This window comes from Streptomyces thermovulgaris (assembly GCF_002155915.1).
GTDB lineage: Bacteria > Actinomycetota > Actinomycetes > Streptomycetales > Streptomycetaceae > Streptomyces > Streptomyces thermovulgaris.
On sequence record NZ_MUME01000043.1, the window covers coordinates 194 to 11,784 of the forward strand.

Consider the following 11,591-nt stretch of genomic DNA (forward strand, 5'->3'; position numbering starts at 1 on the left):
CCGCGGCGGCGACGGCGAGCGCCGCCACGCCGGCCGCGGTTCGTACGGGGTCGGTGCCGAGCGCACCACCGACCCCCGTCTTCACACTTCCACGGGGCTGGACCTGCCCCTGCGCGGCGGTCAGCGTGACCACCAGGTCGCCCCTGACCTCCCGGTCGCCGTCGGCGCACTGGGCGACGATCTCGTACGTCCCCGGCTGTGCGCTCTCCGGCACCTGGAACTGTCCGACCGCCTCGCCCGCGCGCGAGCTGGGCGTCAGCATGAAGGCACCCGCGCCGACCGCGCTGGCGTCGCCCGCCGCGGCCGCCTTCTCGCCGCACCCCTTGGTGTTCACCGTGACATGGCCGCCCGGGACGACCGAGTACGGGTACACCTCCAGACCGCCGCCCTCCGCTCCATGGGCGGGCGCTGCCAGACCGCCCACGGCGACGACGGCGAGCGCGGCCCCGGCCATGGCCCCGGCCGGCGGGCGGGCGGCGGTACGTCGCATCGGTCTTCCTCCGGGCTCTGCAACGGGCACGTCCCGCGGCACCGCGTGTGCCGCCGTCGGTTGCGCCCTGCCCTTTCGAGGTAACTGGCCCGCGTCCGCTTCCGCTCTCTGAAGAGGCGTCAGAAATAGGATGAACGGGTGCTGCGCACTCCGTTCCCCAGCGGCTTGTGACGGCTGTTTCAGCAGGTCAAGGCCGCCGTGCTGGCAGAAGGCCGGAACCACCCGGAAGGGTGCGGGACCCGGGTGTGAGGCCCGCGGCCCGCGGCCCGTCCTCCAGGAGCGGGGCGTGGGCCGCCCGTGGGGCACGAGGGGAGAGAATCGTTTCCGTGACGCCTCCGACGCCCGCACCGCTCCCGTTCTTCGTCTACGGCACCCTCCGTTCCGGCGAGGGCAACCACGGCGTGTTCCTGCGCGGCCGCATCCGCTCCGCGGAGCCCGCCCGGCTGGCCGGCGCGGTGCTCTACGACGGCCCCGGCTACCCGTACGCCGTGGAGGAGCCCGGCGGAGTGGTCCGCGGCGAACTCATGACCGTCCTGCCGGAGAAGTACGGGGAGGTGCTCACCTCCCTGGACCGGCTGGAGGGCCATGTGCCCGGCGACCCGCGCAGCCTCTACGAGCGGGTCGAGCGCGAGGTCGTCCGCGAGAGCGACGGCGCGGCCGTCCGGGCCTGGGTGTACTTCGCCGGACCGTCCGTCACGGCCCGGCTGCGGGCCGCGGGCAGGCTCATCGAGGGCGGGGACTGGACCCTGCGGAACCGGCCCTCGCCGGCCGCCCGTCCGCTGCCGTTTCCACCACCTCCGCCCGCACCGCGCACACCTTGAACTCCGGCATGCGCGAGACCGGGTCCAGGGCCGGGTTGGTCACGGTGTTCACCCGGCCCTCGCCCGGCCAGTGGAAGGGCATGAAGAGCGTGTCCGGGCGGATGCCGGCCGTGATCCGGGCGGGGGCCACCGCCCGCCCGCGCCGTGAGACCACGGCCAGCAGGTCCCCCTCGGCCGCGCCCAGGCGTGCCGCCAGACGCGGGTGCAGTTCGACGAAGGGGCCGGGAGCGGCGGCGTTCAGCTCGTCGACGCGCCGGGTCTGGGCGCCCGACTGGTACTGGGCGACGACCCGGCCGGTGGTCAGCAGCAGCGGATACTCCTCGTCCGGCTCCTCGGCGCCCGGCCGGTGCGAGACGGGGGCGAACCGGGCGCGGCCGTCCTCGGTGGCGAAGCGGTCGAGGAAGAGGCGGGGGGTGCCGGGCGGCTCCGGGTCGTCCAAGTCCTCGTCCCCGGCCGGGTCCTGTGCGTACACGTCCAGGCAGGCGTCCTCCGGGTCGTCCGGCTCCGCCCCCGCCGGGCACGGCCAGAACACGCCGTTCTCCCGCGCCAGTTCGCGGTAGGTGATCCCGGAGTAGTCCGCCGGGCCGCCCGCCGACGCCCGGCGCAACTCGTCGAAGACCTCCTCCGGATCGGTGGGGAAGCCCTTCTCCACGCCCAGACGGGCGGCCAGTTCGTGCAGGACCTCCAGGTCGCTGCGGACCCCGTCCGGCGGGGCGAGGGCGCGGCGGCGCAGCAGCACCCTGCCCTCCAGACTGGTGACCGTGCCCGTCTCCTCCGCCCACTGCGTGACCGGCAGGACGACGTCCGCGAGCGCCGCCGTCTCGGACAGCACCACGTCGCACACCGCGAGGAAGTCCAGCGACCGCAGCCGCTGCTCCACATGCGCGGCGCGCGGCGCGGACACCACCGGGTTGGAGCCCATCAGCAGCAGGGCGCGGATGTCCGTGCCGAGCGCGTCCAGGAGCTCGTAGGCACTGCGTCCCGGACCCGGCAGGCTGTCCGGGTCCACGCCCCAGACCCCGGCCACGTGCCGTCGCGCCGCCGGGTCCGTCAGCTTGCGGTAGCCGGGCAACTGGTCGGCCTTCTGGCCGTGTTCGCGCCCGCCCTGCCCGTTGCCCTGCCCGGTCAGGCAGCCGTACCCGGACAGCGGGCGGCCCGCCCGGCCGGTCGCCAGGCACAGGTTGATCCACGCGCCCACCGTGTCGGTGCCCTTGGACTGCTGCTCGGGGCCGCGGGCCGTCAGCACCATCGCCGATGCGGGCTCGCAGAACATCCTCACGGCTTCGCGGAGCTGCGGAACCGGCACCCCCGTGACCCGCTCCACGTACTCCGGCCAGTACGCCATGGCCGCCGCCCGCGCCTCCTCCCAGCCGGTCGTCCGCTGCGCGATGTACGCCTCGTCGGTGCGGCCCTCGGCGATCACCAGGTGCAGCAGGCCCAGAGCGAGGGCCAGGTCGGTGCCGGGGCGGGGCGCCAGATGCAGATCGGCCTGTTCGGCGGTGCGGGTGCGGCGCGGGTCGACGACGACCAGCGTGCCGCCGTTCTCGCGCAGTTCGGTGAAGTACCGCAGGAACGGCGGCATCGTCTCCGCCGGGTTGGACCCGACCAGGATCACGCACCCGGTCCTCGGGATGTCCGCCAGCGGGAAGGGCAGCCCCCGGTCCAGGCCGAACGCCCTCGTCACCGCCGCTGCCGCCGACGACATGCAGAAGCGGCCGTTGTAGTCGATCTGCGAGGTGCCGAGCACCACGCGCGCGAACTTGCCGAGCGCGTACGCCTTCTCGTTCGTCAGCCCGCCCCCGCCGAACACCCCGCAGGCGTCCGGGCCGTGCTGCGCACGGATGCGGGCGAGCGCCCCGGCGATCCGGTCCAGGGCCTCCTCCCAGCCGGCGGGAACGAGCGTGCCGTCGCCCGAGCGCACCAGCGGCGAGGTCAGCCGCACCCGGGAGGAGAGCACCGCGGGCGCGGAACGGCCCTTGCCGCACAGCGCGCCCCGGTTCACCGGGAAGTCCGCGCGCTCGGTCACCTCCGCGCCCCCGCCGGGGGCGGGCGTCAGGTTCATCCCGCACTGCAGCGCGCAGTACGGACAGTGCGTGGGCGTGGGGGAGCTCTGCATGCCGCTCAGCCTGCGCCGGCCGTGTTACGCCGCCGGTCGGCCCGCTGTTACGAGGACGTGGCGGCGGCCTCTCCGCCCTCCCCCGCCCGCTGTGAGCCGGGCTTCAGCGGTCGAGCGATGGGCCGTCGAGCCGGACGAGCGGCCGGAGCGCGTCGGATCCCGACGCCTGTGCTGACCGGTGCCGGGAGAACCGCAACAGGGCAGGGCGCGGAGGCCGGACGGACAACCGGGGGGCGGGAGAGCGGCCTGCCCGGGGTGACCTCCGGGCCGTGCACGCGTCTGACGTGGTCTTTTGAGGTCGATGCACCCCTGCGTGATATCTTCTTTGAGAAGTTTATATATGCCCGTCGGGAGGCGCCATGAGCCGCACCGTGATCGACCTGGACGACGAGGCGCTTGCCGAGGCCGCGCGCCTTCTGGGCACGACGACGAAGAAGGACACGGTCAACGCCGCGCTCAGGGAGGTCGCGGACCGGCGGAGACGAGCGGCCGCTGTGGAGCGGATGAGGCAGATGGTCGCCGCAGGAGAGATCGACCTGGCGGCGATCGAGGAAACCGAGGAACCCCGTCCCGGTGTGTCCGGTGCCGACGGGAAGCATCACGCCGCGTGAGGGAGCTCTTTCTCGTCGACACCAGCGCACTGATCCGCTTCTACCGGGGACAGAGCGGGGCGGAGTGGGACCAGGCCGTCTGTTCCGGTCTGGTCGGACTCTGCGAGCCAGTGCGGCAGGAGTATCTGCGGGCGGTCGGCGGTCGCCCCGCGTACTACGAGGCGGAGGGGTTGCTCCACGAAACCTTTCCGTACTACGCGATGCGGGACTCCGCCTGGGAGGACGCCTCCGCACTGCAGCGCGACCTCGCCGACCGCGGCCGGCATCAGTGTGCGAGCCCGGTCGATCTCCTGGTGGCGGTCACTGCCCAGCACTACAAACTGACCGTGCTCCACGAGGATGCCGACTTCGAGGTCATCGCCCGCGTCACGGGGCAGCCCGTGCGCCGGATCGTGGAGTGAGGGCGAGCTGGTTTCGTGGGCCCGCTGTGAGCCGGGCCTCAGCGGGCGTCGGCCAGTGCTCGGGCGACGCCGTGCTCCTTGCGCCCCAGGAAGGTCGGGTCCGGCCGGAACACGGCCTCCAGGACCGCCTTGCCCGCCGCGAACACCTCGCGGGTGCCGCCGTAGTACCAGGTGAGGTCGTGTTCGGCGGGCACCCCAACGCCGTAGGAGTCCACGCCCGCCGCCCGGCACAGGGCGACCGCCCGCCGGACGTGGAAATCCTGGGTGACCAGAACCGCACGGTCCACGCCGAAGATCTTCTTCGCCCGGACGCAGGAGTCCCAGGTGTCGAAGCCGGCGTAGTCGCTCACGATGCGCATGCCCGGCACGCCGCGCCTGATCAGGTACGCGCGCATGGCGTCCGGTTCGTCGTAGTCCTCGCGGCTGTTGTCGCCGGTGACCAGGAGCACCTCGACCCGGCCCTCGTGGTACAGCCTCGCCGCCGCGTCCAGCCGGTGCGCCAGGTACCGCGACGGCCTGCCGTCCCGCAGGCCCGCACCGAAGACGACGGCCACCTCGGTGCGGGGCGCATCCGCCGTGGTCCGCAGCCGGTCACCGGCGGTGACATGCGTCCACGCCGCCGGGAGCAGCGCCAGCACGCACACGGCCATCACCGTCTGCGCCAGCCGCCGGCGCCCGGCACGGGTACGCGGCAGACGCGGTCGTGTCCACGACGGTCGGCGCATCGGACGGTCTCCTTTCCCGGACGGCCTCGGGCGGGCGTCGCTCGACGGGCTCGGGCGGGCTCGACAAGGACGGCGGGGACGCCGAGAACGACGCCGAGAACGACGCCGAGAACAAGGACGCGGCGCGCGCCGGCCCGGTTCACCGGCCCGGCGGAAACGGAACGTGATGTCCCGAATGCCGGTGTGTGCCCTTACTGTCGACGCATGGGACGCAGGGAAGGGAACGCATCCGGAGCGGCCGGGCCGTACGAGCGGGCCGCCCGGTCGTACGAGCACCATGTGCTGCCGCCCGGCTACGAGAGCGCGGACGTCGAGCGATGGGTCGTCGAGCCGGACAAGCGGCCGGGCCGTACCGCCTTCCAGCGCGACCGCGCGCGGGTGCTGCACTCCGCGGCGCTCAGGCGGCTGGCGGGAAAGACACAGGTGGTCACGCCGGGGGAGCTCCCCCGGATCCCCGGCCGTCCCTGGACGCGGGAGGACCCCGTCCAGGCCCAGGACGCCAGCCCCCGCACCCGGCTCACCCACTCGCTGGAGTGCGCCCAGGTGGGCCGCGAGCTGGGCGCCGCCCTCGGCTGCGACCCGGACCTCGTCGAGGCCGCCTGCCTCGCCCACGACCTGGGCCATCCGCCCTTCGGGCACAACGGCGAACAGGCGCTGAACGAGTTCGCCGAGGACTGCGGCGGCTTCGAGGGCAACGCCCAGTCGCTGCGCCTGCTCACCCGCCTCGAGCCCAAGCGGTTCGTCCCCGGCCCGGAGACGGGCGAGCCGGTCAGCGTCGGTCTCAACCTCACCCGCGCCTCCCTCGACGCCGCCATCAAGTACCCCTGGCCGCGCGGCGCCCACCCCACCGACCCGGACTCGCCCAAGTTCGGCGTCTACGAGGACGACCGGCCGGTCTTCGACTGGGTGCGCAAGGACGCCCCCGGCACCCGCACCTGCTTCGAGGCCCAGATCATGGACTGGGCGGACGACGTGGCGTACTCGGTGCACGACGTGGAGGACGGCCTGCACGCCGGCCACATCGACCCCCGGGTCCTGCACTCCGGGCCCGAGCGGCAGGCGGTCTTCGCGGTCGCCGTCGGCCGCTACGTCCCGGCCGGCACCGACACCGAGGAGCTGGCCGAGGCCCTCGACCGGCTCCTGGCCCAGGAGTGGTGGCCGCACGGGTACGACGGCTCCGCGATCGCCCAGGCCCGGCTGAAGGACGCCACCAGCCAGCTCATCGGCCGCTTCTGCCTGGCCGCCGAGGGGGCCACCCGGGACAGGTGGGGACGGCGTCCGGGCCGTTCGGGCCCCGGGGGAGACGGCACGCGCCTCACGCGGTACGGCGCCGAGCTCGTCGTGCCCAGGGCCACCCGGATGGAGTGCGCGGTCCTCAAGGCCGTCGCCGACCTGTACGTCATGCAGCGCGCCGAGCAGGAGCGGCTCCGCGCCGACCAGCGGATCGTGGTCGCCGAACTCGCCGAGGCGCTGACCGCGCGCGCCCCCCGGGACCTGGACCCGCAGTTCCGCGCCCTGTTCGACCGGGCCGGCGACGACCGGGCGCGCAAACGCGTGCTCGTCGACCAGATCGCCTCCCTGACCGACGCCTCCGCCCGCTCCTTGCACGCCCGGCTGACGGGACGTGCATGACGAGAACGTGACAAGAGCAGCGCTCATATCGATATCAGATGAAAGTACTGAGACACATGCGGCCATCCATGGCCTGATCGGGCCACTCCCCCTTCCCGTGACCCGCTCCGTGCGGGACGCTCGCAAGTGGCGGCACCCCGACGAGGAGGCAACACGTGGTCGACGCGGATCAGACATTCGTCATCATCGGAGGAGGCCTGGCCGGTGCGAAGGCGGCCGAGACCCTTCGCGCGGAGGGCTTCACCGGCCGGGTGATCCTCGTCTGCGACGAGCGCGACCACCCCTACGAACGTCCGCCGCTGTCCAAGGGCTACCTGCTCGGCAAGGAGGAGCGCGGCGGCGTCTTCGTGCACGAGCCCGCCTGGTACGCACGCAACGACATCGAACTGCACCTCGGCCAGACGGTCGACGCCATCGACCGGACCGCGAAGACCGTCCACTACGGCGAGGACGGCACCCAGGTGCGCTACGACAAGCTGCTGCTGGCCACCGGCGCCGAGCCGCGCCGCCTGGACGTCCCCGGCACCGACCTGATGGGCGTCCACCACCTGCGCCGTCTGGCCCACGCCGAGCGGCTGAGGAACGTCCTGGCCCACCTCGGCCGGGACAACGGCCATCTGGTGATCGCGGGCGGCGGCTGGATCGGCCTGGAGGTCGCGGCGGCGGCCCGCGCCTACGGCGCCGAGGTCACCGTCGTCGAACCGGCCGCCACCCCGCTGCACCACGCGCTCGGCCCCGAGCTCGGCCAGCTCTTCGCCGAGCTGCACCGCGAACACGGCGTCCGCTTCCGCTTCGGCACCCGGCTCACCGAGATCGTCGGCCAGGACGGCATGGTGCTCGCCGTCCGCACCGACGACGGCGAGGAGCACCCCTGCCACGAGGTGCTCGCCGCGATCGGCGCCGCGCCGCGCACCGCCCTGGCGGAGGCGGCCGGCCTGGAACTGGCCGACCGGGCCCACGGCGGCGGCATCGTGGTGGACGAACGGCTGCGCACCTCCGACCCGGACATCTACGCGGCCGGCGACGTGGCCTGTTTCCCGCACCGGCTGTTCGACACCCGGCTGCGGGTGGAGCACTGGGCCAACGCGCTCAACGGCGGCCCGGCCGCGGCCCGCGCGATGCTCGGCAGGGAGGTCGTCTACGACCGCGTGCCCTACTTCTTCACCGACCAGTACGACCTGGGGATGGAGTACAGCGGATGGGCGCCGCCGGGGTCGTACGACGAGGTGGTGATCCGCGGGGACGCCGGAAAGCGCGAGTTCATCGCCTTCTGGGTGAAGGAGGGCCGGGTGCTCGCCGGAATGAACGTCAACGTATGGGGCGTCACGGAGCCGATCCAGCATCTGATCCGCACAAAGGCGCAGGTGGACACGGAGGCGCTGGCGGACCCGCACGTTCCGCTGGAGAGCCTGGCCCCGTGACCGGGACGGCCGGACGACCGGATCGGGGCACCACCGGCTTTCGTAGACTTCAGGCGTGGCAGGACGGATCAACGACGAGGACGTGAAGGCGGTCCGGGACGCGGTCCCGATCGACGCCGTCGTGTCCGAGTACCTCCAGCTGCGCAACGCGGGCGGGGGCAACCTGAAGGGCCTGTGCCCGTTCCACGACGAGAAGACGCCGTCCTTCCAGGTCAGCCCGAGCAAGGGACTCTTCCACTGCTTCGGCTGCCAGGAGGGCGGCGACACCATCACCTTCGTGATGAAGATCGACCACCTCTCCTTCTCGGAGGCGGTCGAGCGGCTGGCCGCCCGGGCCGGCATCACCCTGCGCTACGAGGAGGGCGGCTACAACCCCGCCCACCAGCGCGGCGAGCGCATCCGTCTGATCGAGGCGCACCGGCTGGCCGCCGAGTGGTACGCCGAGCAGCTCGCGACCTCGGCCGAGGCGGAGGCCGGCCGGATCTTCCTCGCCGAGCGCGGCTTCGACCAGGCCGCCGCCGTCCACTTCGGCGTCGGCTACAGCCCCCGGGGCTGGGACCACCTCACCCGCTTTCTGCGCGGCAAGGGCTTCACCGACAAGGAGCTGCTCCTGTCCGGTCTGGCCCAGGAGAGCCGCCGCGGCCCCATCGACCGCTTCCGCGGCCGGCTGATGTGGCCGATCCGCGACATCGGCGGCGAGGTGGTCGGCTTCGGCGCGCGCAAGCTGTACGAGGAGGACGGCGGCCCGAAGTACCTGAACACCCCCGAGACGCCGATCTACCGCAAGTCCCAGGTCCTGTACGGCATCGACCTGGCGAAGAAGGAGATCGCGAAGACCTCCCGCGCGGTCGTGGTCGAGGGCTACACCGACGTCATGGCCTGCCATCTGGCCGGCGTCAGGACCGCCATCGCCACCTGCGGCACCGCCTTCGGCAGCGAGCACATCAAGATCCTGCGCCGGCTGCTGATGGACAACGGCTCGGCCCGTGTGATCTTCACCTTCGACGGGGACGCGGCCGGCCAGAAGGCGGCGCTGCGCGCCTTCGAGGAGGACCAGAAGTTCGCCGCCGAGACCTACATCGCCATCGCCCCGGACGGCATGGACCCCTGCGACCTGCGGCTGGCCAAGGGCGACGAGGCGGTCGTCGACCTGGTCGAACCGCGCACCCCGCTCTTCGAGTTCGCGCTGCGTCAGATCGTCTCCCGCTACGACCTCGACACCCCGGCCGGCCGGGCCGCCGCCCTGGACGAGGCGGCGCCGGTCGTGGCCCGGATCAAGAACAGCGGCGCCCAGCACGAGGTCGCGGTCCAGCTCGCCGGGCTGCTCGGCATCCTCGACACCCAATTCGTGGTCAGACGGGTGGCCCAGCTGGCCCGTTGGGCGCGTGAGCGGGGCGGGCGCGGCCCCGCGCCGGACCGGCGGCAGCGGGGACCCCAGCCCCCGCCGTCGTACGCCACCGCCCGGCCCGCCTTCCGCGGCCCGGCGCTCAATCTGCGCAACCCGGTGTACGCCACGGAACGCGAGCTGCTGAAGCTGGCCCTCCAGCGCCCGGAGCTGGTGTCCCCCGCGTTCGACGCCTACGGGGTCGACGAGTTCACCGCCCCGCCGTACGCCGCCGTGCGCCAGGCGATCCTGGACGCGGGCGGTGCGGAGCACGGTGTGAGCGACCCCCAGGAGTACCTCGCCCGCGTCCGTGAGGCGGCCCCCGACGACACGGTCCGCGCGATGGTCACGGAGCTGGCGGTGGAGGCGATCCTGATCCGCGGGGAGGTCGACGAGGCCTACGCCGGCGCCCAGCTGGTCACGGTCCGCCGCCGTGCGGTCGAACGCCGCGTCCGCGAGCTGCAGAGCATGGTGGCCCGCCTCAGCACCGGCGGCGACCCCGCCCAGCTGGCCTCCGTCCAGAACGAGCTGTGGGTCCTTCAGCAGTACGACCAGGCACTGCGCGAGCGGGGCGCGGCAGCCCTGTGAGGAGGCCGCGGGCCGCGGGATGCGGCCCGGACGGCCGGCCTGTCACGAGCGGGACGCAAAAAGTCGCCGCACGACTCTCGTGGCCGTGATGTGTCGTACTCCACACTGGGGTCGGTGCCTGAGTCCTCGGAGCGCGGCCGAACCGTCCCCCACGGGTCCGCATTCCCGCGGCTTCGCTCCTCCCGTACGGGACGGACAGCGGCGAGGCCGCCGGCTCCGCCCCCCGAGTACCGCTGCTGCCCATCCCAGCAGCGATCATCCTGGAGGTCGCCCCCGTGCAGACCCAGACCCTCGTTCACACCGACACCCCCGCCGGCCTCGGCGTCGACGGGCCGGCCCCGGACCCGAGGATCGATGCCGTCGCGGCCGTCCCCGCGCAGAGCCGGGCCGCGCACCACCCCGGGACGGCTCCGCCCGAGCCCCCCGAGCCCCTCGAGCCGGCCGTCCCGCGCACCGAGAGCGGCGGCGGACCCTCCTCCGACCTGTTCCGCCAGTACCTGCGGGAGATCGGCCGCATCCCGCTGCTCACCGCCGCCGAGGAGGTCGACCTCGCCCGGCGCGTGGAGGCCGGACTGTTCGCCGAGGAGAAGCTGAACAGCACCCCGGACCTGGACAGCCGGCTCGCCCTCGACCTGGACCGGCTCGTGGTGATGGGCCGGATGGCCAAGCGCCGCCTCATCGAGGCCAATCTGCGGCTTGTCGTGTCCGTGGCGAAGAGGTACGTCGGCCGCGGGCTCACCATGCTCGACCTGGTGCAGGAGGGCAATCTCGGACTCATCCGGGCCGTGGAGAAGTTCGACTACACCCGCGGCTACAAGTTCTCCACCTACGCCACCTGGTGGATCCGTCAGGCCATGTCCCGGGCCCTGGCGGACCAGGCCCGCACCATCCGGGTGCCCGTGCACGTCGTCGAACTCATCAACCGGGTGGTGCGGGTGCAGCGGCGGATGCTGCAGGAGCGCGGCCACGAGCCGACCCCCGGCGAGGTGGCCGCCCATCTCGACCTGCCGCCCGAACGGGTCAGCGAGGTGCTGCGGCTGGCCCAGGAGCCGGTCTCCCTGCACGCCCCGGTCGGCGACGAGGACGACGTGGCCCTCGGCGACCTCATCGAGGACGGCGACGCCGCCTCGCCCGTGGAGTCGGCGGCGTTCCTGCTGCTCCGCCAGCACCTGGAGGCCGTGCTGTCCACGCTGGGGGAGCGCGAGAGAAAGGTCGTCCAGCTCCGCTACGGACTCGTCGACGGACGGCCCCGCACCCTGGAGGAGATAGGACGCATCTTCGGCGTCACCCGGGAGCGGATCCGCCAGATCGAGTCCAAGACCCTCACCAAGCTCCGCGGCCACACCTACGCCGACCAGTTGCGGGGCTACCTGGACTGAGCGGGCCGTCCGGGCCGGGAGAC

Annotated in this window: 9 protein-coding genes and 1 pseudogene; 7 read left to right on the plus strand and 3 right to left on the minus strand. The window is 73.2% G+C overall.

What is annotated here, in order from left to right; translation table 11 throughout:
* Positions 1-490, minus strand: a 490-nt coding sequence (locus CCN35_RS04960) for a hypothetical protein (protein WP_086791661.1), incomplete at its 3' end; no start/stop codon positions are given.
* Between the two features lie 326 nt (positions 491-816).
* On the opposite strand from CCN35_RS04960, the gene CCN35_RS04965 reads away from it, so the two are divergent.
* Positions 817-1,311, plus strand: coding sequence for a gamma-glutamylcyclotransferase family protein (locus CCN35_RS04965; RefSeq protein ID WP_067390107.1), 495 nt, complete (start codon positions 817-819; stop codon positions 1,309-1,311).
* Here the strand turns inward: CCN35_RS04965 and CCN35_RS04970 are convergent.
* On the minus strand, positions 1,214-3,427 hold the full coding sequence (locus CCN35_RS04970) for a molybdopterin oxidoreductase family protein (RefSeq protein WP_086791650.1): 2,214 nt from the start codon (positions 3,425-3,427) through the stop codon (positions 1,214-1,216). The two genes, CCN35_RS04965 and CCN35_RS04970, sit on opposite strands and share 98 nt — an antisense overlap.
* 359 nt (positions 3,428-3,786) lie before the next feature.
* On the opposite strand from CCN35_RS04970, the gene CCN35_RS04975 reads away from it, so the two are divergent.
* Complete coding sequence (locus CCN35_RS04975; protein WP_067390114.1) at positions 3,787-4,038, plus strand: type II toxin-antitoxin system VapB family antitoxin; 252 nt, start codon at positions 3,787-3,789, stop codon at positions 4,036-4,038.
* On the plus strand, positions 4,035-4,439 hold the full coding sequence (locus CCN35_RS04980) for a PIN domain nuclease (RefSeq protein WP_067390117.1): 405 nt from the start codon (positions 4,035-4,037) through the stop codon (positions 4,437-4,439). The genes CCN35_RS04975 and CCN35_RS04980 overlap by 4 nt, the downstream gene beginning before the upstream one ends.
* A gap of 38 nt (positions 4,440-4,477) precedes the next feature.
* Here CCN35_RS04980 and CCN35_RS04985 read toward each other — a convergent pair whose 3' ends face one another.
* A complete protein-coding gene (locus CCN35_RS04985; RefSeq protein ID WP_086791651.1) occupies positions 4,478-5,164 on the minus strand; it encodes a SanA/YdcF family protein in 687 nt (228 codons plus the stop codon).
* Positions 5,165-5,368: 204 nt separating this feature from the next.
* On the opposite strand from CCN35_RS04985, the gene CCN35_RS04990 reads away from it, so the two are divergent.
* The 4 genes and pseudogenes from CCN35_RS04990 (at position 5,369) to CCN35_RS05005 (ending at position 11,568) form a co-directional block, all read left to right on the plus strand.
* Positions 5,369-6,796: a deoxyguanosinetriphosphate triphosphohydrolase gene (locus tag CCN35_RS04990; protein ID WP_079129564.1), complete on the plus strand. Its 1,428-nt coding sequence runs from the start codon at positions 5,369-5,371 to the stop codon at positions 6,794-6,796.
* Positions 6,797-6,951: 155 nt separating this feature from the next.
* Positions 6,952-8,217, plus strand: coding sequence for an NAD(P)/FAD-dependent oxidoreductase (locus CCN35_RS04995; RefSeq protein WP_067390123.1), 1,266 nt, complete (start codon positions 6,952-6,954; stop codon positions 8,215-8,217).
* A gap of 55 nt (positions 8,218-8,272) precedes the next feature.
* Positions 8,273-10,189, plus strand: coding sequence for a DNA primase (gene dnaG / locus CCN35_RS05000; RefSeq protein ID WP_067390126.1), 1,917 nt, complete (start codon positions 8,273-8,275; stop codon positions 10,187-10,189).
* A gap of 114 nt (positions 10,190-10,303) precedes the next feature.
* Positions 10,304-11,568, plus strand: a pseudogene (locus CCN35_RS05005) (RNA polymerase sigma factor).
* Positions 11,569-11,591: the final 23 nt, after the last annotated feature.

What these genes read in the sequence shown, in the direction of transcription:
- CCN35_RS04970 (WP_086791650.1), bottom strand. Translation starts at nt 3,427, where the DNA reads ATGCAGAGCTCCCCCACGCCCACGCACTGTCCGTACTGCGCGCTGCAG.
- CCN35_RS04975 (WP_067390114.1), top strand. Translation starts at nt 3,787, where the DNA reads ATGAGCCGCACCGTGATCGACCTGGACGACGAGGCGCTTGCCGAGGCC.
- CCN35_RS04985 (WP_086791651.1), bottom strand. Translation starts at nt 5,164, where the DNA reads ATGCGCCGACCGTCGTGGACACGACCGCGTCTGCCGCGTACCCGTGCC.
- CCN35_RS04990 (WP_079129564.1), top strand. Translation starts at nt 5,369, where the DNA reads ATGGGACGCAGGGAAGGGAACGCATCCGGAGCGGCCGGGCCGTACGAG.